This is a genomic window from Streptococcus sp. HMSC36C04 (assembly GCF_001839535.1).
GTDB classification, from domain to species: domain Bacteria; phylum Bacillota; class Bacilli; order Lactobacillales; family Streptococcaceae; genus Streptococcus; species Streptococcus hominis.
Genome location: NZ_KV841587.1, coordinates 192,604 through 218,141 on the forward strand (window position 1 = coordinate 192,604; position 25,538 = coordinate 218,141).

The following is a 25,538-nucleotide window of genomic DNA, read 5'->3' on the forward strand; positions in this document are numbered from 1 at the left end:
TTTCTTTCCGCTTGATCTGCTATTTGCGGCACTTGGGATTGAGAAGAAGGGAGCTTATATGTCTATTTTTCTAGCTATTGAAACATACTTAGCATTACAAGGAAATAAATATATTTCTCCTGATAAAGCGGGAGAATTGAGAGAAATGATGCTTGATTTTAAACGGAAAGGTCAGGCAGCACGCGCGGAATTTTCGGACTTGGTTAAGCAATTTCAAAGATTTTATCCAAAATTAACTCTGGAGCGTACCAGCAACTGGATGAATCAAGCACAAATTTTGCGTCCCCATTTTTGGAACTATTTGTGTGGTTATGGCGATATCACAGAACCAATGTTTGCTCTGCGTTTATATGGGAAGCCAGGAGATTTTGGAGTATCGTTAGAAGTTAGCTTTATCGAGCGCAAGAAAGATGAAACCAGTCTGACGAAGCAAAATCGAGTGTTGCAGGTGCCAATCACAGCTCCAGTTTATTACTTGACTCAAATAAATGGTATCAGTCAACGATTTGCTGGGGCAGAAGAGAATCGGCAGTATTTGATCCGACAAGTAAAAATAGGGCAAGTTCGTAAAGTCTTAGTAAAATACGATGTAGATTTAGCCCAAGCCACATCGGTAAGACAAGTGTTGGAGCAACTCCAGAAGGCTATGACAACTCTCATTCCTTTTTATGAGGCAACCAGAGAATTATAAGAGGTTTAAGCAACCTTTTTTTAGATTTAGCAAAAACAATTTCGCGCTGCTATTGACAAAAGGCTTAGAATCATATAGAATAGTAAAGTATGTTTAGTAACTGATCACAATAGCCGGCTAAACGAATACAAGAATCTAAGAGGAGGTATTCAAAGTGAAACGTACTTATCAACCAAGTAAAATCCGTCGTGCGCGCAAACACGGTTTCCGTCATCGTATGGCAACTAAAAACGGTCGTCGCGTGCTTGCTAGCCGTCGTCGTAAAGGACGCAAAGTTTTGGCTGCATAATCCAAACGAATACAAGATGAAGAACCAACGGAAACTCGAGACCGCTGGTTTTTTTGTTGGAGAACAAAGGGACAATCTGCATTTGCTCAGAGATTTTGATATAATAGAAACTGATATAAAGAGGAATGAATGATGAACATTTTTGACACACATACACACCTCAACGTGGACAATTTTGCAGGCAAAGAAGCTGAAGAAATTGTTTTTGCACGCGAGTTAGGTGTTACCAAGATGAATATTGTGGGTTTTGATGCAGAAACCATTGAAAAGTCGCTAGCGCTGTCTCGTCAATATGATGAGCTTTACAGTACGATTGGCTGGCATCCGACGGAGGCAGGTTCTTACACGCAGGAAGTGGAGGACATGCTTGTCAGTCATTTGCATGCTCCCAAAGTTATTGCCCTTGGTGAAATTGGATTGGATTATCATTGGATGACAGCACCGAAAGAGATGCAAGAGCGAGTTTTTCGGCGGCAGATTCAATTATCAAAAGATCTTGACTTGCCTTTTGTAGTGCACACTCGTGATGCCTTGGACGACACATATGAGATTATTAAAAGTGAAGGTGTTGGTCCTCGTGGCGGCATTATGCACTCTTATTCAGGTTCTTTGGAAATGGCAGAGCGTTTTATCCAGCTTGGTATGATGATTTCATTTTCGGGTGTGGTCACGTTTAAGAAGGCTGTAGATGTGCAGGAAGCTGCGCAAAACCTCCCTTTGGATAAAATCCTAGTTGAAACTGATGCACCTTACTTAGCTCCTGTTCCAAAACGTGGTCGTGAAAACCGGACGGCTTATACTCGCTATGTTGTAGACAAGATTGCAGAACTTCGTAGTTTGACTGTCGGAGAAGTTGCGCAAGCGACCTATGAAAATGCGCTGCGAATATTTAATTTGAAAGAAGATTGATGAAAGAAAAAATTTCTCAAGTCATCGTTGTAGAAGGTCGAGATGATACAGCTAACCTTAAAAGATACTTTGACGTAGAAACTTATGAAACGAGAGGGTCTGCGATTTGTCAAAAAGACATTCAACGCATCAAACATCTCCATAACTTGCATGGAGTGATCGTTTTTACCGATCCAGATGTCAATGGCGAGCGGATTCGTAGAATGATTATGACCGCTATTCCTAGTGTTCAACATGCTTTTTTAAGGCGTGATGAGGCCGCTCCTAAGTCTAAAAATAAAGGGAAGTCATTGGGGATCGAGCATGCTTCTTATGAAGATTTAAAAGCCGCTCTTTCTCAGGTAACTAAAAATTTTGAAAAAAAGACTGATTTTGATATCACACATTCAGATTTGATTCGCTTAGGATTTCTGGCAGGCAATGACAGCCGCAAACGTCGTGAATTTTTAGGAGAAGAACTCCGCATTGGCTATTCAAATGGGAAACAGTTGCTTAAACGCTTGGAATTATTTGGAATAAATTTAGCAAAAGTTGAGAGCGTGATGGCGCATTATCAAGAAAGTGAAAAGTAAAGGAATAGTATGAAAAAATGTATCATAACAGGTGGAAATAGCGGGATAGGTTATCAAGCAGCTAAACAGCTAGCTGATAAAGGCTGGCAGGTAACGATTTTTTGTCGTAGTAAAGAGAGAGCTGAGAGCGCCTGTGAGACAATCATTAGTGAAACTGGTAATTCTCATGTCAGCTACCTATTAGCAGATCTTTCTGACTTAACGAGTACCAAAACAGCTATTGAAAATTATATCCAGACTCAAGGAGCGCTTGATGTCTTGATAAATAATGCTGCTGACTTTGATTTATCAATTAAGCAACCAGTTTTAACCAAAGATGGATTGGAAAAGCAGTTTGCGACCAATGTTGTAACTCCTTTTTTGCTATCCCAGTCTTTTATTTCCTTATTGAAAGAGTCCGAGAGTGGTCGCATTCTCAATATTTCATCGCAAGGTTTACAAGCCTATCCTTTTATTAAATTGAATTTTGATAATCTAAAGGGCGAACAATCTTACAGCCCTTCAAAAACTTATTACCAGAACAAATTAGCGCTTCTGATGCTGACCTTAGCGATGAGAGCAAGGTACAAAGACGTTACAATTCAGGCTATCAGAGTACCTAGTGTTAAGGTAGATATGAAGCGTTATAGTCACCTTTCTTCCTTTATGAAAAACCTATACAAACTGAAATCTCGATTCTCAATTTCGCCTGAAGAAATGGCACAAACCTATGTCGCTCTCGCCACGGGAAACAGCTATAACGGCTTTTTATACAATGAAAAATGCCAAGAGGTCAAAGCCAATCGCTCGGTTTATGATCAAGAGGCACAAGAGAAACTCTACCGAATTTTGACGCAACTAACAACAGAGAAAACCGGAGAATGATAGTCGAATATTATAGCGTTTAGTATGTTTTTTAAGCATGATGAGTGGTAAGGGGGATTTAGCTGGCGATAATATGTCAATTTTGATATTTACAAAAGATTGTGTTTGAAGTGCTTGACAGTGATGATGACTGATGTCACTAATGAAACATTATGTACTACTGGTTTCATATGAAGTTGATGTCCAAAAATGTTGTGGATTCTGAGTTGAAGAATTCTGCATGGGCTATCCAAATGAGAAACAATTGCTCAAACGACTAGAATTATTTGAGATTGGATTGACAGATGTTGAGATGGAATGAAAAAAATACGAAAGGAAGCGAGATGGCAAATAGAAGCTATATTTATTTAAAAAACGGAGATGAGGCACGTGTTTTAGCAGAGGGAATTTATATGATTCCTTATTTCTGGCAACTGTTTTGGGGTGAAGAAGAGTTGCAAACAGCCATTGCTCTATGGCAAAAAGCAGAAGAGCTTGAAAAAGAAGATAAAGGAAAAACAGAAGAATTTTATCGGACACAGGATATGGGGATTACTCTTTCTGTTGAAAACTTTCATCAGAATGCTCGTCGCAATCGCTCCTTTTTAGAGCAGCATGCTCCACAAACTTTGCAACTGTACGATGACTTTGTGTGTTACATTACTGCAAATATCAAAGAGGGTGATACGCTAGGATTTGACGTTTTAGAAATTATTTCTATGGACGAGTTGCCTATTGCTTCTGACAAACTTTTAAAAAATGTCCGTGCTATTCAGCAAAATCAACCGAAAGATTTGGATTTTTCTTTAACAGATAAAGATTTGCTTGGGATAGCTATGGGTTTCCCAGATGATTATGCTTCAGACATGTTGCCAGTAGATAATATTCTAAATTCGGTTGCCTACCAAGATGAGTTGAAGAAAGGTAAAAATCAAAAAAACAAGCAAATGACTGATGTGACTGAATCTACTTCAACAGAAACTAAACGCCGTATTCATCCGGCATTTTGGATTTTGCTTGTGCTGGGAATTATGCGAATTTTATATATTTTATTCAGATAACAGATAGAAAAGAGATTTATGAGAATTGCGGATTATAGTGTGACGCGGGCTGTGCTTGAGCGTCATGGCTTTACTTTTAAAAAATCGTTCGGTCAGAATTTCTTGACTGATACCAATATTTTACAAAAAATTGTGGACACAGCTGAGATTGATGAGAATGTTAATGTTATCGAAATCGGACCAGGCATCGGGGCACTGACTGAGTTTTTGGCGGAAAATACAGCCGAAGTTATGGCTTTTGAAATTGATGATCGCTTGGTGCCGATTTTGGCAGATACTCTGCGGGATTTTGACAATGTGCGCGTGGTCAATGAAGATATTCTTAAGTCAGACTTGCAAGCCCGAATCAAGGAATTTGCTAATCCAAATCTTCCTATCAAAGTGGTGGCCAACCTGCCCTACTATATTACTACTCCTATCCTCATGCACTTGATTGAGAGTGGCATTCCTTTTAGTGAATTTGTCGTGATGATGCAGCGAGAAGTGGCTGATCGTATCTCGGCGCAGCCCAATAGTAAATCTTATGGCAGTTTGTCAATAGCGGTGCAGTATTATATGACCGCAAAGGTTGCTTTTATCGTACCACGGACGGTCTTTGTTCCCGCTCCAAATGTGGATTCGGCTATCCTCAAGATGGTCCGCAGAGACCAGCCAGCAGTTGGGGTCAAGGATGAAGCCTTCTTCTTCAAAGTCTCAAAAGCTAGTTTTACCCACCGCCGGAAAACCCTCTGGAATAATCTGACCAGTTATTTTGGGAAGTCTAATGAAGTCAAAACAAAGCTAGAGTCCGCTTTGGACAATGCTGAGTTATCTCCAAGTGTACGAGGAGAAGCGCTTGATTTGCAAGAATTTGCGCATTTAGCAGACAGCTTATATGACGAGGGATTCAGATAAGTTGGATAATATTGTAAACAAAAAGCCTCACTAAGTTCATTTTAGTGAGGTTCTTTATAAGGAAAGGACGGGATTTGAACCCGCGCATGAATAAAATCCATTTGCCGGATTTCGAGTCCGGTGCCGTACCAAGCTGGGCCACCTTTCCAAAATTTAGAATAAGGAATTTTTGAATGGGCTCGATAGAAGCATTCAAAATAGGGTATTTCGTTTTAGGAGAGAAAGCAAAGCGCAGCATAAGCTGCAATACCAAAACACCTAACAAAATAAAAATGCGGAAAAAGGGATTTGAACCCTCACGTCCGAATGGACACATGCGCCTGAAGCATGCGCGTCTGCCGTTCCGCCATTTCCGCTCGGTATCTATTATACCACATTGGCAACGTTTTTCATCATTTTTTTGCACTAAAAAGCAAAATACTTGTTTTTTTGATATAATGAACTTATTAAGGTTAAAGGAGTTCATTTGAAAGGAACAATTGTGAAAGCCTTGGCTGGCTTCTATTATGTAGAGTCAGAAGGCAAGGTGTATCAGACCAGAGCAAGAGGGAATTTTCGCAAGAAAGGTCAAACTCCCTATGTGGGAGATGAGGTCGAATTTTCTGCTGAGAAAGATTCTGAAGGATACATTTTAAAAATAGCAGAGCGAAAAAACAGTCTGGTACGCCCACCTATTGTTAATATCGATCAGGCTGTCGTGATAATGAGTGCCAAAGAGCCAGATTTTAATCCCAATCTTTTGGATCGGTTCTTAGTTCTTTTGGAGCAGAAAGCCATTCATCCGATTATTTATATCAGTAAATTGGATTTGTTGGAGGACGACAAGGAGCTAGATGTTTTCCTTGAGGTTTACCAAGCTATTGGTTATGATACTGCCAAAACAGTAGAAGAACTATTGCAGTTTTTAATCAGAAAAAAGACGGTCTTTATGGGGCAGACAGGAGTTGGTAAGTCCACTTTGCTTAATAAAATTGCACCGGATCTGAAATTGGAAACAGGGGAGATTTCAGAAAGCCTTGGTCGCGGTCGTCATACGACACGAGCTGTCAGTTTTTACAATCTTAATGGAGGAAAAATTGCGGATACGCCGGGGTTTTCTTCCTTGGATTACGAAGTGGACAATGCGGAGGATTTAAACCGAGCATTTCCTGAAATTGCTGAAGTCAGTCGCAGCTGTAAATTCCGAACCTGTACCCATACGCATGAGCCAAACTGTGCGGTGAAACCTGCCGTTGAAAATGGAACAATTGCAGCCTTTCGATTTGAAGATTACTTGCAATTTTTGAGTGAAATTGAACATCGTCGTGAAATCTATAAAAAAGCAGTTAAAAAGCAACCTAAATGAGGAGGAAGCTAAATGAAATCTTATAAAATTGCACCGTCTATTTTAAGTGCAGACTATGCAAACTTTGAATCAGAATTGAAAAAATTAGAAGCCACAGGGGCAGAGTACGCTCATATTGATATTATGGACGGACATTTTGTTCCCAATATCAGCTTCGGCGCAGGTGTGGTTGCGAGCATGCGACCACACAGTAGATTGGTATTTGATTGTCATCTTATGGTCTCCAATCCAGAACACCATATTGAAGATTTTGCTCGTGCGGGTGCAGATATTATCAGCATCCATGCTGAAGCAACACCACATATTCACGGAGCTTTGCAAAAGATTCGGACAGCTGGTGTCAAGGCAAGTGTTGTTATCAATCCGGGAACGCCTGTTGAAGCGGTGAAAAACGTACTTAATCTGGTTGACCAAGTCTTAGTAATGACTGTCAATCCGGGCTTCGGTGGACAAGCTTTTCTACCAGAAACAATGGATAAAGTACGCGAATTAGTCGTTTTGAGAGAAGTGAACCAACTAGACTTTGATATTGAAGTAGACGGTGGTATTGATGGTGAAACCATTCGCATTGCCAAAGAGGCCGGTGCTAATGTCTTTGTGGCAGGTAGTTATGTGTTCAAAGGTGATGTCGCTCATCAGGTTCAAACTTTGAAAGAAGCATTGCATGACTAAAATTGCTCTCTTTGCTGGTGGGACGATAGATAGCTTTCAAATGGATTTCGACCTCTTTATCGGAGTAGATAGGGGGAGTCTACTTCTCATTGAACAAGGTATTTGTCCAGACCTAGCGGTCGGTGATTTTGATTCCGTTTCGGAGAAAGAGTTGGCTTTGATTTATTCTCAATCTAAAGAGGTACTTCAAGCACAATCTGAAAAAGATGATACGGATTTAGAGTTGGCTGTCAAAGCTGTTTTTGCACGTTATCCACAGGCGCAACTAACGATTTTTGGTGCTTTTGGTGGGCGCTTGGATCATACTTTGGCAAATATTTTCTTGCCGAGCGATCCAGAAATCACGCCTTATATGCAACAAATTCGGCTTTGTAGTGCGCAAAATGAGCTCAGCTATTGTCCTCAAGGGCGTCACGAGATAAAGCCAGTAGCTGGTATGAATTATCTAGCCTTTATGCCTGTGAGCAATAGTCAGTTAACGATTGAAGGAGCCAAATATCCTTTAAACGAATCCAATTATTTTTTCAAAAAAGTGTATGCTTCTAACGAATTTATAGATGAACCCGTTTTTTTAGAGTGCCAATCAGGTTATGTTATTGTCATTTATAGCAAAGACAGGAGTTAGTATGGAGTTTATAATTATCCTCTTATTGCTGGGAGATCTTATTGTGACCTTTCTTTTGTGGCAAAAGAATCAGCAACAGACAGACCAAGCGAAGAAGATTTTTGAAGATCAAGCCGATCAATTATCTGATCAGTTGGATTACCGTTTTGAGCAGGAGCGGCAGCAACGCCTTCTAGCACAGCAACAACTGGAATTGGCTCTGGGAGATCGTTTGGGTGAGGTGCGTACGGATTTACATCGAAATTTAACGGAAATGCGGTTAGAGATAAGCGAGAATCTAACTAAAAATCGTGATAAGACAGACGAACGAATGCGTCAGATTCAGGAGTCAAATGACCGTCGTTTAGAACAAATGCGCCAAACAGTGGAAGAAAAATTAGAGAAAACGCTGCAGACGCGGTTGCAAACCTCCTTTGAAACGGTTTCTAAACAGTTGGAGTCAGTCAATCGTGGTCTAGGCGAGATGCAACATGTAGCGCGTGATGTGGGCACTCTAAATAAAGTGCTCTCCAATACCAAAACGCGTGGAATTTTAGGTGAATTGCAACTCGGTCAGATTATTGAAGATATTATGACACCGAGCCAGTACGAACGCGAATTTGCGACAGTTGCAGGCTCTAGTGAACGCGTAGAGTACGCGATTAAATTACCGGGGCAAGTGGAAAAAGAATATATCTATTTGCCGATTGATTCCAAGTTTCCGCTTGCTGACTACTATCGATTAGAGGATGCTTATGAATCAGGAAACAAAGAAGAGATTGATTTGTATCGCAAGTCTTTGCTAGCGAGCGTCAAACGTTTTGCCAAGGACATCAATAAGAAATACTTAGCGCCTCCTGCAACAACAAACTTTGGCGTGATGTTTTTACCAACGGAAGGGCTTTATTCAGAAGTCGTTCGCAATCCGGAATTCTTTGACAGTTTGCGTCGAGACGAGCAGATTGTGGTCGCAGGACCGTCTACGTTGTCTGCCCTACTCAATTCGCTTTCGGTTGGTTTTAAAACGCTCAACATTCAACGAAGTGCAGATGACATCAGTAAGGTTTTGGGCAATGTCAAATCAGAATTTAATAAATTTGGTGGCATTTTGCTCAAGGCACAAAAACATCTGCAACATGCTTCTGGCAATATTGATGAATTGCTGACGCGCAGAACCAATGCTATCGAGCGAACTTTGCGCCATATTGAAATTTCGGATAAGTCGGACTTCAACGGTCTACTAGATTTCCAAGATGAAGAGGAAGAATATGAAGATTAACCAAATGAAAAAAGACGAGCTGTTTGAGGGGTTTTACCTCATCAAATCTGCTGAACTTCGTCAAACAAGGGCAGGGAAAAACTATTTGGCATTCACCTTTCAAGATGACACTGGAACGATTGAAGGGAAATTGTGGGATGCACAACCGCACAATGTGGAAGAATTTACTGCTGGAAAAGTCATCCATATGCAAGGGCGCAGAGAAGTATATAACAATACTCCGCAAGTGAATCAAATTACACTACGTCTGCCAAAAGTTGGTGAGCCAAACAATCCAGCTGATTTTAAGGAAAAACCACCGGTTGATGTCCAGGAGTTACGTGACTATCTCTCGCAAATGATTTTTAAAATTGAAAATCCAGTTTGGCAGCGTGTGGTACGGGCTTTGTATGCTAAATACGATAAAGAATTTTACTCCTATCCAGCAGCGAAAACCAATCACCACGCTTTTGAGGCAGGACTTGCTTTTCATACTGCGACTATGGTGCGGCTAGCAAATGCTATTGGTGAGATTTACCCGCAACTAAATAAGAGTTTACTTTATGCAGGAATTATGCTCCATGATTTAGCAAAGGTGCTGGAATTGACAGGCCCAGAGCAAACAGAATACACTGTTCGAGGCAATCTCATCGGACACATCGCTTTGATTGATGAAGAAATAACAAAGGTGTTGGCAGAATTAAAAATTGACGACACTAGAGAAGAGGTCATTATTCTCCGTCATGTTTTGCTAAGTCATCACGGCCTGTTGGAATACGGTAGTCCAGTGCGTCCGAAAATCATGGAAGCTGAAATTATCCACATGATTGATAATTTAGATGCGGAAATGATGATGATGACTTCGGCTCTAGCCTTGGTTGGCGAGGGTGAGATGACCAATCGAATTTTTGCTATGGACAACCGCTCTTTCTATAAGCCTAATTTTGATAAGTAAAAAACGAAAAACGAATGTTATTGCAAAAATAATGTTCGTTTTTTGGACTGATTATGATATAATGAAGAAAATAAAATAAATTGGTGAAAAAATGAAATTAAGAAGAAGTGAACGCATGGTAGTTATTTCTAACTACCTAATCAATCATCCGTACGAATTAACAAGTCTCAATACATTTGCTGAAAAGTATGAGTCCGCAAAATCTTCCATTTCCGAAGATATTGTCATTATCAAACGTGCTTTTGAAGAAATGGAAATTGGGCACATCGAAACCATTACAGGAGCAGGAGGAGGCGTTATTTTTACTCCCTCTATCTCGGATAAAGAAGCTAGAGCAATGGTGGAAGACCTCCGCACGAAATTGTCTGAAAGCAATCGAATTTTACCCGGTGGCTACATTTACTTATCGGATTTGCTGAGTACGCCTTCTATTTTAAACAACATTGGGCGCATTATTGCCAAGACGTTTCGAAATCAAAAAATTGATGCCGTAATGACTGTTGCCACAAAAGGAGTGCCGTTGGCAAATGCAGTGGCAAATGTGTTAAATGTTCCATTTGTCATTGTCCGTCGCGACTTGAAAATCACAGAGGGCTCGACGGTTAGCGTCAATTATGTGTCAGGTTCGAGCGGTGACCGTATTGAAAAGATGTTCTTGTCGAAACGCAGCCTGAAAGCTGGAAGCCGTGTTTTAATCGTAGATGATTTCTTAAAAGGTGGCGGGACAGTCAATGGTATGATTAGTCTTTTACGAGAATTTGATTCAGAGTTAGCTGGTGTAGCAGTCTTTGCGGAAAATGCACAAACGGAGCGTGAACATTTGGATTACAAATCATTGTTGAAAGTGACAGCTATTGATGTGAAGTCCAACAAAATTAGCGTAGAAGTTGGGAATATTTTTGACAAATAGATGAGGTGAGAATTTGAAAAATATATTGGATAAATTGGATCAAAGCTCTTTGTGGCTAAGAATTTCGATTGTTACAGCTTTGGCGCTTATTCTTGCTGCTGGATTATTTTTCGTTAAAAAGCAAGATGACGCGATGCGTGCAGCTGCTCCGACTGTAAGGCGAACCATTTCAACATCAAAATCTTCAGAATCGAAAGCAGAAAAAGAGAAAAAAGAGCAAGCCAAAATTGCACAAGAGGCAGAAGAGGCTGTTAAAAAACTGGAAGCGGAGCAGACGACGGCTAATGTAACGCCTGCTCAAGAAAAAGTGGACAAGTTGAAAGACGAAGCTCAAAAAGCTCAACTTCAACAACGGATTAAGGCAGTTAGTGACGCGATTGCGGCGCGTGCAGCCAGCGAAGCAGCTGCTACAGCAAATCAAAACGCTGTGACGCCTCAAACAGATGCAGGGCAAACGTACCAACAAACTTATCCTCAAACCTATCAAGCTCCAGCAACTTCAGCTACCACAGGACAAGCTGAAACCAATTCAGCTCAAACTCCAACGACTAACGGAAACGGAGCAAGTGTCCCAGCCACAAATACTACTGGACAATAGCTGGGATTTCAATAGGAAAACTATAAAAAATATATTGACAAAGAAAGTACCGTCGTGTTATACTAATAGACGGTACTTTTTACTTTTGGTCTCTCAAAAGTGTACAGAGACGTGCTGACAAATGTTGCAAAAGTACACGTAGATGATAGCTGTCACCAAGTGTATCATCACCAAAATTAAAAAAATACAGGAGAAATGTAGATGCCTACAATTAACCAATTGGTTCGCAAACCGCGTAAATCAAAAGTAGAAAAATCTAAATCACCAGCTTTAAACGTTGGTTATAATAGTTTGAAGCGTGTACCTACTCGTGAAAACTCACCACAAAAACGTGGTGTAGCAACTCGTGTTGGTACTATGACACCTAAAAAACCGAACTCAGCTCTTCGTAAGTTTGCTCGTGTACGTTTGAGCAATCTGATCGAAGTAACTGCATATATCCCAGGTATCGGACATAACTTGCAAGAACACAGCGTTGTGCTTCTTCGTGGTGGACGTGTAAAAGACCTTCCAGGGGTACGTTACCATATTGTTCGTGGTGCACTTGATACTGCAGGTGTAACTGATCGTAAACAAGGCCGTTCTAAATACGGTACGAAAAAACCAAAAGCATAAGGAAAGGGGATAAAGATCAATGAGTCGTAAAAACCGTGCGCCTAAGCGCGAAGTATTGCCAGATCCGCTCTACAATTCAAAATTAGTGACACGTCTTATCAACCGCGTTATGCTTGATGGTAAACGTGGTACAGCAGCTTCAATCGTATATGGTGCTTTTGAGCAAATCAAAGAAGCTACTGGAAATGATGCACTTGAAGTATTTGAAGCAGCTATGGAAAACATCATGCCTGTACTTGAAGTACGTGCTCGCCGTGTCGGTGGTTCTAACTACCAAGTCCCAGTTGAAGTTCGTCCAGAACGTCGTACAACTCTTGGACTTCGTTGGTTGGTAACTATTTCACGTTCACGTGGAGAACACACTATGCAAGATCGCCTTGCAAAAGAAATCATGGATGCAGCTAACAATACTGGTGCAGCTGTTAAAAAACGTGAAGATACTCACCGTATGGCTGAAGCTAACCGTGCTTTTGCTCACTTCCGCTGGTAAGATTGCTTCTCTTTTTAGAGAATTGCAAAAGCTCTTTCAAAGGCTTAATACTCTTACTAATTAGCATGAGTAATCAACAAGCGGGTAGGATTTGCCTACTCGCTTTTCTTAAAATATGTTATAATAAACTGTAAATAAAATAATAGGAGAAACAACCAAATGGCTCGCGAATTTTCACTTGAAAAAACTCGTAACATCGGTATCATGGCTCACGTCGATGCTGGTAAAACAACAACGACTGAACGTATTCTTTACTATACCGGTAAAATCCATAAAATTGGTGAAACACACGAAGGTGCTTCACAAATGGACTGGATGGAACAAGAACAAGAACGTGGTATTACTATTACATCTGCTGCAACAACAGCACAATGGAAGGATTACCGTGTCAACATTATTGACACACCAGGGCACGTGGACTTCACAATTGAAGTACAACGTTCTCTTCGTGTATTGGATGGTGCCGTAACTGTCCTTGACTCACAATCAGGTGTTGAACCTCAAACGGAAACAGTTTGGCGTCAAGCAACTGAATATGGCGTTCCACGTATCGTATTTGCTAACAAAATGGATAAAATCGGTGCAGACTTCCTTTACTCAGTAAGCACACTTCACGATCGCCTTCAAGCAAATGCTCATCCAATTCAATTGCCAATCGGTGCAGAAGATGATTTCCGTGGTATCATTGACTTGGTTCGCATGAAAGCTGAAATCTATACAAATGACCTTGGAACAGATATTCTTGAAGAAGATATTCCAGCTGATTATCTTGAACAAGCTCAAGAATGGCGTGAAAAATTAGTCGAAGCAGTTGCTGAAACTGATGAAGATTTGATGATGAAATACCTTGAAGGGGAAGAAATTACTGAAGCAGAACTAAAAGCTGCCATCCGTAAAGCAACTATCAATGTTGAATTCTTCCCAGTTCTTGCTGGTTCTGCCTTCAAAAACAAAGGTGTTCAAATGATGCTTGATGCAGTTATTGACTACCTTCCAAGCCCACTTGACATTCCAGCTATCAAGGGTGTAAATCCAGATACTGAAGAAGAAGAAACTCGTCCTGCATCTGATGACGAACCGTTTGCAGCACTTGCTTTCAAGATTATGACAGACCCATTTGTTGGTCGTTTGACTTTCTTCCGTGTGTACTCAGGTGTCTTGAACTCAGGTTCATACGTTTTGAATACTTCTAAAGGTAAACGCGAACGTATTGGACGTATCCTGCAAATGCACGCAAACCACCGGAATGAAATTGAAACAGTTTACTCTGGTGACATCGCTGCAGCTGTTGGTTTGAAAGATACTACAACTGGTGACTCATTGACAGATGAAAAGGCAAAAATTATCCTTGAATCTATCGAAGTTCCAGAACCAGTTATCCAATTGATGGTTGAACCTAAGTCAAAAGCTGACCAAGATAAGATGGGTATTGCCCTTCAAAAATTGGCTGAAGAAGACCCAACTTTCCGCGTTGAAACTAACGTTGAAACTGGTGAAACAGTTATCTCTGGTATGGGTGAACTTCACTTGGATGTCCTTGTAGACCGTATGCGTCGTGAATTCAAAGTTGAAGCAAACGTAGGTGCTCCTCAAGTATCTTATCGTGAAACTTTCCGTGCACAAACATCAGCACGTGGATTCTTCAAACGCCAATCAGGTGGTAAAGGTCAATTCGGTGATGTTTGGATTGAATTTACTCCAAACGAAGAAGGTAAAGGTTTCGAATTTGAAAATGCTATTGTTGGTGGTGTCGTACCACGTGAATTTATCCCAGCCGTAGAAAAAGGTTTGATTGAGTCAATGGCAAACGGTGTTCTTGCTGGTTACCCAATCGTTGACGTGAAGGCAAAACTGTATGATGGTTCATACCACGATGTCGACTCATCAGAAACAGCCTTCAAAGTTGCTGCCTCTCTTGCTCTTAAAGAAGCTGCTAAGACTGCGCAACCAACCATTCTTGAACCAATGATGCTTGTTACCATTACTGTACCAGAAGAAAACCTCGGTGACGTTATGGGACACGTAACAGCTCGTCGTGGGCGTGTTGATGGTATGGAAGCTCATGGTAACAGCCAAATCGTGCGTGCCTATGTTCCACTTGCTGAAATGTTCGGTTATGCAACAGTTCTTCGTTCAGCATCACAAGGACGCGGTACTTTCATGATGGTATTTGACCACTACGAAGATGTACCGAAGTCAGTACAAGAAGAAATTATTAAGAAAAACAAAGGTGAGGCTTAATCAAGTCAAGCCCATACGTCCGCACCGCAATTGCGGGCGTTTTTTATAAACAAAGGAAGCTGGGACAATGTACTCAGCTTCCTTTGTTTATATAGTCAGAATTATAAAACGCAGTAGTTTGGAGAAGCTCTATTCACCTTAGTCAATGTAGAGTTTCCCATGCACAATTAATTAGGCACTTTAGTGCCAATTAATCACTGCTGAGTGGACTCTAATACGTTGATAAATCAACTTGTACAGCCCTACTCAACCGTACAGAGGTGGGACGATGAAATCAAGTTTCTACGAAACTACTGATTTCTGTCTCACTCTCTTTTTGCATATCTCCCACTTAGCTTCCGGAAATGAAAGAGAAGTGAAAATCTGTGAAAGAAATGATATTCCTTGTTAATAATGCTGAAATCAGTTGCAATTTTAAGGGATAAAGTATATAATAGATATGTTGAAAGGTGATTTGTAGCAACTCAAGTTACTCTTTTCACATAAAAATTTTTTGATTTTCATAAGGAGGAAATCACGAATGGTAGTTAAAGTTGGTATTAACGGTTTCGGTCGTATCGGTCGTCTTGCATTCCGTCGTATCCAAAACGTAGAAGGTGTTGAAGTTACTCGTATCAACGACCTTACAGATCCAGTTATGCTTGCACATTTGTTGAAATATGACACAACTCAAGGTCGTTTCGACGGTACTGTGGAAGTTAAAGAAGGTGGATTCGAAGTTAACGGTAAATTCGTTAAAGTTTCTGCTGAACGTGACCCAGAACAAATCGACTGGGCTACTGACGGTGTAGAAATCGTTTTGGAAGCAACTGGTTTCTTTGCTAAGAAAGATGCAGCTGAAAAACACCTTAAAGGTGGAGCTAAGAAAGTTGTTATCACTGCTCCTGGCGGAAACGATGTTAAAACAATCGTATTTAACACTAACCACGATGTTCTTGATGGTACTGAAACAGTTATTTCAGGTGCTTCATGTACTACAAACTGCTTGGCTCCAATGGCTAAAGCACTTCAAGACAACTTCGGTATCGTTGAAGGTTTGATGACAACAATCCACGCTTACACTGGTGACCAAATGATCCTTGACGGTCCACATCGTAAAGGTGATCTTCGCCGTGCTCGTGCTGGTGCTGCAAACATCGTTCCTAACTCAACTGGTGCTGCTAAAGCTATCGGTCTTGTTATCCCAGAATTGAACGGTAAACTTGATGGTTCAGCCCAACGTGTTCCAACTCCAACTGGATCAGTTACTGAATTGGTTGCTGTTCTTGAAAAGAATGTAACTGTTGATGAAGTAAATGCAGCTATGAAAGCAGCAGCTAACGAATCATACGGTTACACAGAAGATCCAATCGTATCTTCAGATATCGTAGGTATGTCATTTGGTTCATTGTTTGATGCAACTCAAACTAAAGTTCTTGATGTTGACGGAAAACAATTGGTGAAAGTTGTATCTTGGTACGATAACGAAATGTCATACACTGCACAACTTGTACGTACTCTTGAATACTTTGCAAAAATTGCTAAATAATTCATCAGTATAGAGAAGAGAGGTTCGCCTCTCTTTTTTGTTGTCATTCGCTCCTCAGCTTATACTTGTGGAAGTTGGGAGTTGAATATGTATAAAAATCAAATTAGAATGTTGATAAAACTCCAGAGTTTCCACTCGTTTGGTCGTTATGACCAAGCTACAATAAAAACAACTTGACTTTACCCAAATCAAGTTGTTTTTTTTAGTATGTAAGGATTATATTGCTAGATTTATTCATCTGGTGTTAAAATCATTGGGATGATAATAGGATCGCGTTCGGTATTTTCATATAAGAATGGTCGAAGAGCATTTACAATAGCTCCGTTGACTGACTGGATGCTGGCATCTTTATTTTTCAATGCAATACGTATCGCATTGAAAAGAATACGCTGGCTGTGACGAATGAGATCGCCTGATTCACGCATATAGATAAAACCGCGACTAAGAATATCAGGACCAGCCAAAATCATTTTTGATTTAAAGTCAACGGTAGCTACTGCAAGGACAACGCCATCTTCGGAAAGGTCACGTCTGTCGCGGAGGACTGCAGCACCGATTTCTCCGATACGATTACCGTCAACATAAATATCTTGGGCATTGAAACTTCCTGCGATGCGAGCCGAATTGGCAGTTAAAGCAAGGACGTCTCCATTACTCATGATAAAGATATTCTTTTTAGGGATGCCTGTATCCATTGCAAGTCCAGCATGAACTTTTTGCATGCGGTATTCACCATGGACTGGCATGAAATACTTAGGTTTTATCAAACGGAGCATCAATTTTTGCTCTTGTTGTCCACCGTGTCCAGATGTATGGATGTTATTGATTTTTCCATGGATAACATCAACGCCAGCTTCTGAAATGGTGTTGATGAGCTTATTGACACTGGTGGTATTTCCAGGGATAGGACTAGAAGAGAAAATCACTGTATCACCTGGTTGGAGTTGGACTTGACGATGGGTTCCATTCGCAATGCGTGAAAGAGCTGCCATCGGTTCTCCCTGACTTCCTGTACACATGATTAGAATTTCATTTGCGGGATAATCTTTGATTTCATTTGGTTCAATGAACGTTCCTTTTGGGGTTTTAATATACCCTAGTTCAATTCCGTTGACAATGGCTTTTTCCATTGAACGTCCAAAAACAGCAATTTTTCGGCCAGTTTTAACCGCAGCATCCGCAGCTTGTTGGAGACGGAAGATATTTGAGGCAAAGGAGGCAAAAATAATCCGCCCATGAATGCCTTCAATGATTTTCATAATAGACTGACCAACGACTTTTTCGGAATTTGTGAAAGTTGGAATTTCTGCATTGGTGGAGTCAGAAAGAAGTGCTAAAACACCATCTTCACCAAGTGCTGCCATTCGATGTAAATCTGCTGGCTCGCCAACAGGTGTAAAGTCAAACTTGAAGTCACCCGTACAAACAATTTTCCCTTGAGGTGTGTGGATGACAATTCCCAAAGGCTCTGGGATGGAGTGAGTTGTGCGGAAGAAGGTTGCTTTTAAATTTTTAAATTGAAGTTCGGTATTTTGATTGATTTCGTAGAGTTTAGCGTCACGTAAAAGTCCGTGCTCTTCTAATTTACCACGAATCAGTGCAAGGGCAAGTGGTCCAGCATAAATAGGAACATTTGCTTGCTTGAGAAGGAAGGGAATCCCTCCGATGTGGTCTTCATGACCGTGAGTAATCAACACTCCTTTGATACGGTCAATATTTTCTACGATATAAGAATAGTCAGGAATGACATAATCAATCCCTAAGAGGTCATCTTCAGGAAATTTAATCCCTGCATCAACGATGATAATCTCATCTTGGTATTCAATCCCGTAGGTATTTTTCCCGATTTCTCCTAAACCACCAATGGCAAATACACCGACTTCTTCGGATTTTAAAGTATATGACATGGTTTAGAGCTCCGTAATTGTAAAGTTGCCTGATTCTTTTTCGTATTCTAAATGTTTGTCAGACAAAAGTGTAATCAATTCAACATTGTAAGGTGTTTTTTCTTCGACGAGTTTCCGGGCTTTGATGCGTCCTTCTAATTCGTTTTTGGCGTCAATATCCAAGTAGAGAGAATGCGTGTTTTCCCGACGTGGATTGCGTTCTTTTGTTTCTTGATAAAAAACTTTGTAAATCATTTCAATTCCTTTCTCATTCATGATCAATCTACCAGAAAATAGCCACCTTATTTTCAAGGGCGGTCTTCATCTATTTGATTTTCCGGGTAATAAATTGATTTTGATACGTTACAATTATAATTATTATATCATAAAAAGGTTATTTAGTAAAAGAAAGAAGTGAGAAAATCTAGGAAAGCGATTTTCAAAAGGTCTTGTTTTTTTGGAAATCATATTAAGGAAATCCGTATTTTTTGTAGTATAATAGAAAGTAGATTATCACAAAGGAAAGATAAGAATGAAAGTTTTAGCTTTTGACACATCCAGCAAAGCCTTAGCAATTGCGATTTTAGAAGATAATAAGTTGCTTGCTGAGATGACGATAAATATTAAGAAAAATCATAGCGTTACATTGATGCCGGCTATTGATTTTTTAATGGAAAGTTTGGATTTGAAACCAAGTGACTTAGGTCGCATTGTAGTTGCAGAAGGTCCTGGTAGTTATACAGGTTTGCGAATTGCTGTGGCAACGGCCAAAACGTTAGCACATACGCTTAAAATAGATTTGGTGGGAGTTTCTAGCTTGCGGATTCTGGTGCCAGAGGACATTGACGGCTTGGTCATTCCTCTCATGGATGCTAGACGAAACAATGTCTATGCTGGTTTTTATGAAAATGGCAGAGCAACTCAGCCGGAAGCTCATTTATCTTTTGAAGAAGTTTTAGAAAAAGCCAAGTCTGCTTCTCAGGTAACTTTTGTAGGAGAGGTGAAAAATTTTGCGGAGCAGATTCAATCCGCTTTGCCAGAAGCTCTTATCAAAGCAACTCTGCCAAGCGCTGTGCTCCTTGCTAAAATTGGTCTGCAACTACCAGCTCGCTCTGTTCATGATTTCGTGCCGAATTACCTCAAGCGAGTGGAAGCAGAAGAGAATTGGCTGAAAAATCATCAAGAAACAAAAGATTCTTACATCAAGCGTTTATGATTGAGATTAAAAAAGATGAAAAAAAGCAGGTTGCTAATTTAGCGGAGCAAATTTACCAAGTATTGAAAGATGTGTATGCTGTCAGTCCTTGGAATATAGAGCAGATTGAGAAAGATTTACAAAATCCTTTGTCAGTTTATGTTTTGGCTTTGCAAGCTCAAAATTTAATCGGGTTTCTGGCTTTTCAAGAGTCGGACTTTGAAGCAGAAGTTTTACAAATTGCGGTTAAGAAAGCCTATCAAGGAAAGAAAATTGCGACCGCTTTGTTTGAATATCTACCGATTGAAAAAGATATTTTTCTCGAAGTGAGAGAATCCAACAAAGCAGCTCTGCTATTTTACCAAAAAGAGAAATTTATAGAAATCGCTCGGCGCAAGAATTACTATCATGAGCCAGTGGAAAATGCGATCGTAATGAAAAGAGAAAACAATGAATGATAAATATATTTTAGCTTTTGAGACCTCCTGCGATGAGACTAGCGTAGCGGTTTTAAAGAATGGCGATGAACTCTTATCCAATGTTATTGCCAGCCAGATTGAGAGCCATAAACGTTTTGGTGGCGTGGTACCGGAAGTGGCTAGCCGTCACCATGTGGAAGTTATCACGGCTTGCATTGAGGAAGCTCTTGCGAAAGCCGGTATTACAGAAAAAGAGGTAACCGCAGTAGCAGTAACTTATGGACCAGGGCTCGTAGGCGCCCTCTTAGTCGGACTGGCAGCTGCTAAGTCTTTTGCGTGGGCACATCATTTACCGCTTATTCCTGTCAATCATATGGCAGGTCATCTTATGGCGGCTCAAAGTGTTGAGAAATTAGAATACCCTCTTTTAGCGTTATTAGTCAGCGGGGGGCATACTGAGTTGGTTTATGTCAGCGAAGCCGGTGATTATCAGATTGTCGGGGAAACACGCGATGATGCAGTTGGAGAAGCTTATGATAAAGTTGGTCGCGTGATGGGCTTGACTTATCCAGCAGGGCGTGAGATAGATGAATTGGCCCATAAAGGACAAGATATTTATGATTTTCCGAGGGCGATGATCAAAGAGGATAATTTGGAATTTTCCTTTTCTGGGTTGAAGTCTGCCTTTATCAATCTCTGTCACAATGCGGAGCAAAGGGGTGAAAGTTTGTCGAAAGAAAATTTGGCTACTAGTTTTCAAGCTGCTGTTTTAGATATTCTCATGGCAAAAACAAAAAAAGCTTTGGAGAAATATCCTGTTAAGACCTTAGTCGTTGCGGGCGGTGTTGCTGCTAATCAAGGTTTACGTGAACGTTTAGCAGCTGAAATGACAGATATCAAGGTAATCATACCACCTTTGCGTCTCTGTGGGGACAATGCAGGAATGATTGCTTATGCGAGCGTCAGTGAGTGGAATAAAGGGAATCTTGCAACATTGAGCTTGAATGCTAAGCCAAGTCTGGCATTTGACACAATGGAAGAATAAATATGATAGGAAAAAGTTTTAGGGATGGGGCTAAGGCAGCGATGCCAACGGCTCTTGGGTATGTTAGTATTGGACTAGCTTGTGGAATTATTGGTGCTTCTTATGTCAGTCCTCTTGAAATGACACTCATGAGCAGTTTAGTCTATGCAGGAAGTGCTCAGTTTGCTATGCTAGCACTTCTTGCGATTCACGCCCCGGTAACAGCTATTGCTCTGACAGTTTTTTTAATCAATTTGCGTCTATTTTTGCTAGGTCTTCATACATCTACTTTTTTTCGGCATGCAAGTCTCTTGCAAAATATTGGTATCGGAATACTCTTGACAGATGAAACATACGGCGTTTTACTAAGTGAGCACGTCCATACAAAATATATTTCGCTTCAATGGATGTACGGCAATAACATTACGAGCTATCTCGCTTGGTTCGTCGGATCTGTAGTCGGAACGACATTAGGAAGCCTTTTGCCAAATCCAGAAATGTTTGGCTTGGATTTTGCGCTGGTGGGTATGTTTATTGGGATTTTTTCTTCCCAATTTTTAGTGATGTTACACAAAACAAAATTTCAAAAACTATTAGTGATGTTGTCTGTGGTAGCGTTATCGTTCTATGCTTTAAGCATGCTTGTTTCTTCGTCTTTAGCTGTTTTAATGTCGACCTTATTAGGCTGTGCTGCGGGGGTAATGCTAGATGATAAATAATTATATATTTGTCGCCATTCTTCTCTCAGCCTTGGTGACGTGGCTAGCGCGGGTGACTCCTTTTATCTTGGTAAAATATCGCGGCTTACCTAAAGTTGTAGAACGATTTTTACAGTATTTACCAGTCTCTATTATTTTTGCATTGATTTTATCCAGCCTTACAAATGGGAAGATAGGACAGTTGCCAACCTTTAAATGGCTAGATTTAATAGCTGTTTTTCCAACAATTTATATTGCTTTTCGCTATCGTAACTTAGTGGTAACTGTGATTTTTGGTGTGGTATTGGTGGCTGGTTTGCGATTCATCTTTTAAATTTATAGAAATAACTCTGTCTTAGGAAATCACTAAGGCGGAGTTTTAGTTAAAAATGACCGTTTAAGACCTAAAACAGACCATTCAGGATTTTAATGAGTTTTTTATTTAGATTGGGTACAATGAGAGTTTGTTGTAAAGTAGATTTGCGGTTATTATTTTCATTTCCAAAGGGGCTTTTTCCGAGTCTGCCAAAAGCAGTATTGAGACTTACTTTGCAAACTCTATCTATAACCTCAAGTTAGTGCTTTGAGCAATTATCTACTTCATTAAGAATTTTGGGTATCAAAAAGTAAGGCAGGGATGATATTTTCCCTGCCTTTTACAAGTTATTGTTTTCCCAACAAATGTAGTGATTGGAAAAGCACTTTTGATTTTAATCAATTAGAGTTCCTTGGAACAATTGATTAGGAATAGGTGCCACCCATCACAGCTATCTGTTAGTTTTCTTTTTTGTCTAATTTCTTGCCTAACTCAATAATGTATTGTTTCATATCGTCTTTGACTTGAGGATGTTTGAGGGCATAGTCAATAGATGTTTTCATAAAGCCAAATTTGTCGCCGACATCATAACGGTCACCTGTGAATTCACGAGCGAATACTCTTTGTGTTTTGTTGAGAGTATCAATAGCATCTGTCAGCTGGATTTCATTTCCGGCACCTGGCTTTTGTGTTTCCAAGATGGAGAAGATTTCAGGCGTCAGTAGGTAGCGTCCGATAATGGCGAGATCACTTGGTGCGTCTTCTGGTTTTGGCTTTTCAACGAAAGTTTCAACGCTGTAGAGTCCATTTACTCCTTCACCTTGTGGATCAATAACGCCATAAGAAGAAACTTCGTCGTGTGGCACTTTCATGACAGCAATAGTTGAAGCGTGTGTTTCCTCGTAATCGTTCATCAATTGTTTGGTAAGTGGTACTGCTTTGTCATTTGTAATGTCCATTAGGTCATCGCCTAGCATGACAACGAAAGGTTCGTTACCAACGAAAGCCTTAGCTTGCAAAACAGCATCGCCAAGCCCTCGTGGATGGCTTTGACGAATGAAATGAAGACCGATACCAGTCGTTTCATCTACGAGTTTTAAAAGATCAGATTTACCTTTTTCTTTGAGGTTGTACTCCAATTCAAAATTTGAATCAAAGTGGTCTTCAATAGAGCGTTTGGATTTACCTGTTACAACCAGAATGTCTTTGATACCGGATTTTAACGCTTCTTCAACGATAAATTGAATAGTTGGTTTGTCAACAATAGGCAGCATTTCTTTTGCGAGTGCTTTTGTGGCTGGTAGGAAACGAGTTCCAAGTCCAGCAGCAGGAATGACTGCTTTTCTTACTTTTGTCATAGAACGACTCCTTATTTAATGTGGCTAATCACGACCATTCGTTCTCAGCTTTGAATTCATTATTCATTATATCATAAATGGCATCTTTTATGTTAAGGTTTTCATAAATGACATGATAAATGGCTTGGGTGATAGGCATGTAGACGTCTAACTCTTGTGCGAGTTCATAGGCCGCTTTGGTAGTGGAAATGCCTTCGATAACCATGCCCATGTTAGCTTCGATATCTTCTAGCTTTTCACCGCGACCAAGAGCGTCACCAGCGCGCCAATTGCGTGAGTGAACGGAGGTCCCTGTGACAATTAAATCTCCTACTCCTGATAACCCGCTATATGTCAAGGGGCTGGCACCAAGTTTGACGCCGAGACGGGTGATTTCTGCTAAGCCACGCGTGATAATAGCGGCTTTTGCATTGTCACCATAACCGAGACCGTGAAGAGCCCCTGCTCCGACCGCAATGATGTTTTTTAGGGCTCCAGCCGTTTCCACACCGATGACATCTGTATTAGTATACAAGCGGAAGTAGTGATTGCTGAAAAGATTTTGGACATATTTAGCTGTTTTTAAATCTTTTGAAGCTGCTGTGATGAGAGTAATGTCGCGAACGATAGTTTCCTCAGCATGGCTGGGACCAGAGACGACGACGATTTCGCTACGGAATTGTTCAGGCAATTCTTCCTCTAAAATCATGGAAAGTCGCTTATGGGTATCAGGCTCCAGACCTTTTGAAGCGTGCATGACTTTAACTGGATGATCAAGCACCTCGGCGACTTGTTTGGCTACAAGACGTGTAACCTTGGTTGGAACGACGAAAAGGATAGCATCCACGCCATCAAGGGTTTCTTTTAAGTCGTAATACGCTGTGATCTTTTCATCAAGAACAATATCTTTAAAATACCGTTTGTTAGTGTGGTGCTCGTTGATTTCAGTAATTTGTTCGGCAATATTGCCCCAAATACGAACTTCATGTCCGTTGTCATTTAATACTTGTGCCAAGGCAGTACCCCATGAACCAGGGCCTAAAACAGCAACTGTTTGTTTTTCCATGTTCTTCTCCTTATAGAGTTTTCTAATTTCATTTTACCATAGAAAGCGATAAATTTCTTGTTTAGTAGCAGCTTGTTTTTATAAGTTATTATTTTATAAGAATAAAGTCTGATTAAAGTGCATAAAAAGAGTGTAATGAGGCAGGAGTTGCGGCTAGTATAAAAACTATTTATCACGACCTTTAAAAAAATCAATTGGACGACTAGCTGAGGAAGTGGTAAGCTTGTGTATATCAATGAGGAGGGAATCGTATGAGCAGACCGATAGTTGGAGTGACCGCTAATCTTTGTCCTGTTGATAAGGAAGGTAAAAATATTCACTCGTCCGTTTCTAGTAAATTTGCTGAGAGTATCAGAATCGCTGGCGGATTGCCTATGATTATCCCTGTTGGTGACAAAAATTTGGTGAGGGATTATGTTGAAAGTATTGATAAATTGATTTTGTCTGGCGGACAACATGTGCACCCCACTTTTTACGGAGAAAAGCAGACGATTGAGAGTGATGATTACAATATGGTGCGAGACGAGTTTGAGCTGGCTCTGTTAGCAGAAACTATTCGACAGGAAAAACCAATTATGGCGATTTGTCGAGGTTTGCAGCTAGTCAATGTTGCTTTTGGTGGAACGCTGAATCAGCATATTGACAACCATTGGCAGGGCTTACCTTTTGGAACTTCTCACTCTATTCAAACTGAGAAAGGCAGCATTGTTGAAGAACTATTCGGTCGTGCTAGTCAGATTAACTCTGTCCACCGACAAAGTATTAAAGATTTGGCGCCGAATTTTCGCGCAACAGCTTTTGATCCTAGGGATAAAACCATTGAAGCGATTGAGTCGCTAGATGATAGTCGGATCATCGGGCTTCAATGGCACCCAGAGTTTTTAGTCAATGAAGAAAAAGGAAATCTAGAACTTTTCCAGTATCTTTTGCAGAAATTGTAAATTTAAAATGCAGCTTAAGCTTCATTTAAGAAAATCATTTTATAATAACATCATCAAATGAAGACCTCCTAACTTTGTTTGATAGAAATCCTAAACTTTTTCATAATAATCTCCCTATAAGGGCCACCAAAGAGGTGGTCTTTTTTCTACCATTTGTCAAGCAATTCAATGTTTTTCAGTC

28 protein-coding genes and 2 tRNA genes are annotated in these 25,538 nt (G+C 40.4%); 24 read left to right on the top strand and 6 right to left on the bottom strand.

What is annotated here, in order from left to right:
* Positions 1-58: 58 nt before the first annotated feature.
* The 7 genes from HMPREF3249_RS03975 (at position 59) to rsmA (ending at position 5,259) form a co-directional block, all read left to right on the top strand.
* Positions 59-691 (top strand): hypothetical protein, encoded by a 633-nt coding sequence (locus HMPREF3249_RS03975; RefSeq protein WP_059221577.1) that lies wholly within the window; start codon positions 59-61, stop codon positions 689-691.
* A gap of 154 nt (positions 692-845) precedes the next feature.
* A complete protein-coding gene (gene rpmH / locus HMPREF3249_RS03980; protein ID WP_003026476.1) occupies positions 846-980 on the top strand; it encodes a 50S ribosomal protein L34 in 135 nt (44 codons plus the stop codon).
* Between the two features lie 129 nt (positions 981-1,109).
* The gene (locus HMPREF3249_RS03985) at positions 1,110-1,889 is read left to right on the top strand and encodes a TatD family hydrolase (protein ID WP_003028689.1); all 780 of its coding nucleotides are present in this window, start codon (positions 1,110-1,112) and stop codon (positions 1,887-1,889) included.
* Positions 1,889-2,461: a ribonuclease M5 gene (rnmV, locus tag HMPREF3249_RS03990; protein WP_003041752.1), complete on the top strand. Its 573-nt coding sequence runs from the start codon at positions 1,889-1,891 to the stop codon at positions 2,459-2,461. Before HMPREF3249_RS03985 ends, rnmV begins: the two co-directional genes overlap by 1 nt.
* A 9-nt stretch (positions 2,462-2,470) precedes the next feature.
* Positions 2,471-3,325: an SDR family NAD(P)-dependent oxidoreductase gene (locus tag HMPREF3249_RS03995; RefSeq protein ID WP_003041802.1), complete on the top strand. Its 855-nt coding sequence runs from the start codon at positions 2,471-2,473 to the stop codon at positions 3,323-3,325.
* A 323-nt stretch (positions 3,326-3,648) separates the two neighbouring features.
* Positions 3,649-4,365 (top strand): hypothetical protein, encoded by a 717-nt coding sequence (locus tag HMPREF3249_RS04000; protein WP_049514469.1) that lies wholly within the window; start codon positions 3,649-3,651, stop codon positions 4,363-4,365.
* Between the two features lie 18 nt (positions 4,366-4,383).
* Positions 4,384-5,259: a 16S rRNA (adenine(1518)-N(6)/adenine(1519)-N(6))-dimethyltransferase RsmA gene (rsmA, locus tag HMPREF3249_RS04005; protein ID WP_003028680.1), complete on the top strand. Its 876-nt coding sequence runs from the start codon at positions 4,384-4,386 to the stop codon at positions 5,257-5,259.
* Positions 5,260-5,318: 59 nt separating this feature from the next.
* On the opposite strand, the gene HMPREF3249_RS04010 is transcribed toward rsmA, so the two are convergent.
* Both HMPREF3249_RS04010 and HMPREF3249_RS04015 read right to left on the bottom strand, forming a co-directional pair.
* Positions 5,319-5,407 (bottom strand) — tRNA-Ser (locus tag HMPREF3249_RS04010).
* A gap of 125 nt (positions 5,408-5,532) precedes the next feature.
* Positions 5,533-5,615: transfer RNA gene (locus HMPREF3249_RS04015), tRNA-Leu, on the bottom strand.
* Between the two features lie 110 nt (positions 5,616-5,725).
* On the opposite strand from HMPREF3249_RS04015, the gene rsgA reads away from it, so the two are divergent.
* The 11 genes from rsgA to gap all read left to right on the top strand — a co-directional run bounded on the left by rsgA (position 5,726) and on the right by gap (position 16,475).
* Complete coding sequence (gene rsgA / locus HMPREF3249_RS04020) at positions 5,726-6,604, top strand: ribosome small subunit-dependent GTPase A (RefSeq protein WP_049533043.1); 879 nt, start codon at positions 5,726-5,728, stop codon at positions 6,602-6,604.
* 12 nt (positions 6,605-6,616) lie between these two features.
* A complete protein-coding gene (gene rpe, locus HMPREF3249_RS04025) occupies positions 6,617-7,276 on the top strand; it encodes a ribulose-phosphate 3-epimerase (RefSeq protein ID WP_003041774.1) in 660 nt (219 codons plus the stop codon).
* Positions 7,269-7,901: a thiamine diphosphokinase gene (locus HMPREF3249_RS04030; protein WP_003041807.1), complete on the top strand. Its 633-nt coding sequence runs from the start codon at positions 7,269-7,271 to the stop codon at positions 7,899-7,901. Before rpe ends, HMPREF3249_RS04030 begins: the two co-directional genes overlap by 8 nt.
* 1 nt (position 7,902) lies before the next feature.
* Positions 7,903-9,159 carry a DNA recombination protein RmuC gene (locus HMPREF3249_RS04035; protein WP_003041776.1) on the top strand — a complete coding sequence of 419 codons (1,257 nt, stop codon included), beginning with the start codon at positions 7,903-7,905 and terminating at the stop codon, positions 9,157-9,159.
* Positions 9,149-10,093 carry a 3'-5' exoribonuclease YhaM family protein gene (locus tag HMPREF3249_RS04040; RefSeq protein ID WP_003041828.1) on the top strand — a complete coding sequence of 315 codons (945 nt, stop codon included), beginning with the start codon at positions 9,149-9,151 and terminating at the stop codon, positions 10,091-10,093. Before HMPREF3249_RS04035 ends, HMPREF3249_RS04040 begins: the two co-directional genes overlap by 11 nt.
* A gap of 91 nt (positions 10,094-10,184) precedes the next feature.
* Entirely contained in the window at positions 10,185-11,003 is an 819-nt protein-coding gene (gene purR / locus HMPREF3249_RS04045) for a pur operon repressor (protein WP_003026455.1), read from the top strand.
* Between the two features lie 13 nt (positions 11,004-11,016).
* Positions 11,017-11,601, top strand: a complete 585-nt coding sequence (locus HMPREF3249_RS04050) for a hypothetical protein (protein WP_059221574.1) — start codon at positions 11,017-11,019, stop codon at positions 11,599-11,601.
* Positions 11,602-11,802: 201 nt separating this feature from the next.
* The gene (gene rpsL, locus HMPREF3249_RS04055) at positions 11,803-12,216 is read left to right on the top strand and encodes a 30S ribosomal protein S12 (RefSeq protein ID WP_003026451.1); all 414 of its coding nucleotides are present in this window, start codon (positions 11,803-11,805) and stop codon (positions 12,214-12,216) included.
* A 19-nt stretch (positions 12,217-12,235) separates the two neighbouring features.
* A complete protein-coding gene (gene rpsG / locus HMPREF3249_RS04060) occupies positions 12,236-12,706 on the top strand; it encodes a 30S ribosomal protein S7 (RefSeq protein WP_003041799.1) in 471 nt (156 codons plus the stop codon).
* A gap of 159 nt (positions 12,707-12,865) precedes the next feature.
* Positions 12,866-14,947, top strand: a complete 2,082-nt coding sequence (fusA, locus tag HMPREF3249_RS04065) for an elongation factor G (RefSeq protein WP_003026447.1) — start codon at positions 12,866-12,868, stop codon at positions 14,945-14,947.
* Positions 14,948-15,467: 520 nt separating this feature from the next.
* Entirely contained in the window at positions 15,468-16,475 is a 1,008-nt protein-coding gene (gene gap, locus HMPREF3249_RS04070) for a type I glyceraldehyde-3-phosphate dehydrogenase (protein WP_003026445.1), read from the top strand.
* Between the two features lie 230 nt (positions 16,476-16,705).
* Here gap and rnjA read toward each other — a convergent pair whose 3' ends face one another.
* Positions 16,706-18,382 (bottom strand): ribonuclease J1, encoded by a 1,677-nt coding sequence (gene rnjA, locus HMPREF3249_RS04075; RefSeq protein ID WP_059221573.1) that lies wholly within the window; start codon positions 18,380-18,382, stop codon positions 16,706-16,708.
* A 3-nt stretch (positions 18,383-18,385) separates the two neighbouring features.
* Entirely contained in the window at positions 18,386-18,616 is a 231-nt protein-coding gene (locus HMPREF3249_RS04080; RefSeq protein WP_037582642.1) for a DNA-dependent RNA polymerase subunit epsilon, read from the bottom strand.
* Between the two features lie 277 nt (positions 18,617-18,893).
* On the opposite strand from HMPREF3249_RS04080, the gene tsaB reads away from it, so the two are divergent.
* From tsaB to HMPREF3249_RS04105, 5 genes are read left to right on the top strand one after another with little or no spacing between them, the layout of a single operon-like run.
* Positions 18,894-19,577, top strand: coding sequence for a tRNA (adenosine(37)-N6)-threonylcarbamoyltransferase complex dimerization subunit type 1 TsaB (gene tsaB, locus HMPREF3249_RS04085; protein ID WP_070496926.1), 684 nt, complete (start codon positions 18,894-18,896; stop codon positions 19,575-19,577).
* The gene (gene rimI / locus HMPREF3249_RS04090; protein ID WP_059221568.1) at positions 19,574-20,014 is read left to right on the top strand and encodes a ribosomal protein S18-alanine N-acetyltransferase; all 441 of its coding nucleotides are present in this window, start codon (positions 19,574-19,576) and stop codon (positions 20,012-20,014) included. Before tsaB ends, rimI begins: the two co-directional genes overlap by 4 nt.
* Entirely contained in the window at positions 20,007-21,020 is a 1,014-nt protein-coding gene (gene tsaD / locus HMPREF3249_RS04095; RefSeq protein ID WP_049533036.1) for a tRNA (adenosine(37)-N6)-threonylcarbamoyltransferase complex transferase subunit TsaD, read from the top strand. Before rimI ends, tsaD begins: the two co-directional genes overlap by 8 nt.
* A 2-nt stretch (positions 21,021-21,022) precedes the next feature.
* On the top strand, positions 21,023-21,718 hold the full coding sequence (locus tag HMPREF3249_RS04100; protein WP_049533035.1) for an AzlC family ABC transporter permease: 696 nt from the start codon (positions 21,023-21,025) through the stop codon (positions 21,716-21,718).
* Positions 21,708-22,031, top strand: a complete 324-nt coding sequence (locus HMPREF3249_RS04105; protein WP_070867492.1) for an AzlD domain-containing protein — start codon at positions 21,708-21,710, stop codon at positions 22,029-22,031. The genes HMPREF3249_RS04100 and HMPREF3249_RS04105 overlap by 11 nt, the downstream gene beginning before the upstream one ends.
* A gap of 440 nt (positions 22,032-22,471) precedes the next feature.
* Here HMPREF3249_RS04105 and galU read toward each other — a convergent pair whose 3' ends face one another.
* Together galU and HMPREF3249_RS04115 are read right to left on the bottom strand one after the other, a co-directional pair.
* A complete protein-coding gene (galU, locus tag HMPREF3249_RS04110; protein WP_003041845.1) occupies positions 22,472-23,371 on the bottom strand; it encodes a UTP--glucose-1-phosphate uridylyltransferase GalU in 900 nt (299 codons plus the stop codon).
* A 28-nt stretch (positions 23,372-23,399) separates the two neighbouring features.
* The gene (locus HMPREF3249_RS04115; RefSeq protein ID WP_049533033.1) at positions 23,400-24,416 is read right to left on the bottom strand and encodes an NAD(P)H-dependent glycerol-3-phosphate dehydrogenase; all 1,017 of its coding nucleotides are present in this window, start codon (positions 24,414-24,416) and stop codon (positions 23,400-23,402) included.
* A 251-nt stretch (positions 24,417-24,667) separates the two neighbouring features.
* On the opposite strand from HMPREF3249_RS04115, the gene HMPREF3249_RS04120 reads away from it, so the two are divergent.
* On the top strand, positions 24,668-25,357 hold the full coding sequence (locus HMPREF3249_RS04120) for a gamma-glutamyl-gamma-aminobutyrate hydrolase family protein (RefSeq protein WP_049533032.1): 690 nt from the start codon (positions 24,668-24,670) through the stop codon (positions 25,355-25,357).
* The last annotated feature ends 181 nt before the right edge of the window (positions 25,358-25,538 follow it).

Excerpts from the sequence above, each read along its gene's own strand:
- purR (WP_003026455.1), top strand. The coding sequence starts at position 10,185 with ATGAAATTAAGAAGAAGTGAACGCATGGTAGTTATTTCTAACTACCTA.
- rnmV (WP_003041752.1), top strand. The coding sequence starts at position 1,889 with ATGAAAGAAAAAATTTCTCAAGTCATCGTTGTAGAAGGTCGAGATGAT.
- tsaB (WP_070496926.1), top strand. The coding sequence starts at position 18,894 with ATGAAAGTTTTAGCTTTTGACACATCCAGCAAAGCCTTAGCAATTGCG.
- rnjA (WP_059221573.1), bottom strand. The coding sequence starts at position 18,382 with ATGTCATATACTTTAAAATCCGAAGAAGTCGGTGTATTTGCCATTGGT.
- HMPREF3249_RS04115 (WP_049533033.1), bottom strand. The coding sequence starts at position 24,416 with ATGGAAAAACAAACAGTTGCTGTTTTAGGCCCTGGTTCATGGGGTACT.
- HMPREF3249_RS03995 (WP_003041802.1), top strand. The coding sequence starts at position 2,471 with ATGAAAAAATGTATCATAACAGGTGGAAATAGCGGGATAGGTTATCAA.
- HMPREF3249_RS04080 (WP_037582642.1), bottom strand. The coding sequence starts at position 18,616 with ATGATTTACAAAGTTTTTTATCAAGAAACAAAAGAACGCAATCCACGT.
- fusA (WP_003026447.1), top strand. The coding sequence starts at position 12,866 with ATGGCTCGCGAATTTTCACTTGAAAAAACTCGTAACATCGGTATCATG.
- HMPREF3249_RS03985 (WP_003028689.1), top strand. The coding sequence starts at position 1,110 with ATGATGAACATTTTTGACACACATACACACCTCAACGTGGACAATTTT.
- rpe (WP_003041774.1), top strand. The coding sequence starts at position 6,617 with ATGAAATCTTATAAAATTGCACCGTCTATTTTAAGTGCAGACTATGCA.
- rpsG (WP_003041799.1), top strand. The coding sequence starts at position 12,236 with ATGAGTCGTAAAAACCGTGCGCCTAAGCGCGAAGTATTGCCAGATCCG.
- rsmA (WP_003028680.1), top strand. The coding sequence starts at position 4,384 with ATGAGAATTGCGGATTATAGTGTGACGCGGGCTGTGCTTGAGCGTCAT.
- galU (WP_003041845.1), bottom strand. The coding sequence starts at position 23,371 with ATGACAAAAGTAAGAAAAGCAGTCATTCCTGCTGCTGGACTTGGAACT.
- HMPREF3249_RS04040 (WP_003041828.1), top strand. The coding sequence starts at position 9,149 with ATGAAGATTAACCAAATGAAAAAAGACGAGCTGTTTGAGGGGTTTTAC.
- HMPREF3249_RS04120 (WP_049533032.1), top strand. The coding sequence starts at position 24,668 with ATGAGCAGACCGATAGTTGGAGTGACCGCTAATCTTTGTCCTGTTGAT.
- rimI (WP_059221568.1), top strand. The coding sequence starts at position 19,574 with ATGATTGAGATTAAAAAAGATGAAAAAAAGCAGGTTGCTAATTTAGCG.
- HMPREF3249_RS04030 (WP_003041807.1), top strand. The coding sequence starts at position 7,269 with ATGACTAAAATTGCTCTCTTTGCTGGTGGGACGATAGATAGCTTTCAA.
- HMPREF3249_RS04035 (WP_003041776.1), top strand. The coding sequence starts at position 7,903 with ATGGAGTTTATAATTATCCTCTTATTGCTGGGAGATCTTATTGTGACC.
- rpsL (WP_003026451.1), top strand. The coding sequence starts at position 11,803 with ATGCCTACAATTAACCAATTGGTTCGCAAACCGCGTAAATCAAAAGTA.
- HMPREF3249_RS04000 (WP_049514469.1), top strand. The coding sequence starts at position 3,649 with ATGGCAAATAGAAGCTATATTTATTTAAAAAACGGAGATGAGGCACGT.
- tsaD (WP_049533036.1), top strand. The coding sequence starts at position 20,007 with ATGAATGATAAATATATTTTAGCTTTTGAGACCTCCTGCGATGAGACT.
- HMPREF3249_RS04105 (WP_070867492.1), top strand. The coding sequence starts at position 21,708 with ATGATAAATAATTATATATTTGTCGCCATTCTTCTCTCAGCCTTGGTG.
- HMPREF3249_RS04100 (WP_049533035.1), top strand. The coding sequence starts at position 21,023 with ATGATAGGAAAAAGTTTTAGGGATGGGGCTAAGGCAGCGATGCCAACG.
- gap (WP_003026445.1), top strand. The coding sequence starts at position 15,468 with ATGGTAGTTAAAGTTGGTATTAACGGTTTCGGTCGTATCGGTCGTCTT.
- HMPREF3249_RS03975 (WP_059221577.1), top strand. The coding sequence starts at position 59 with ATGTCTATTTTTCTAGCTATTGAAACATACTTAGCATTACAAGGAAAT.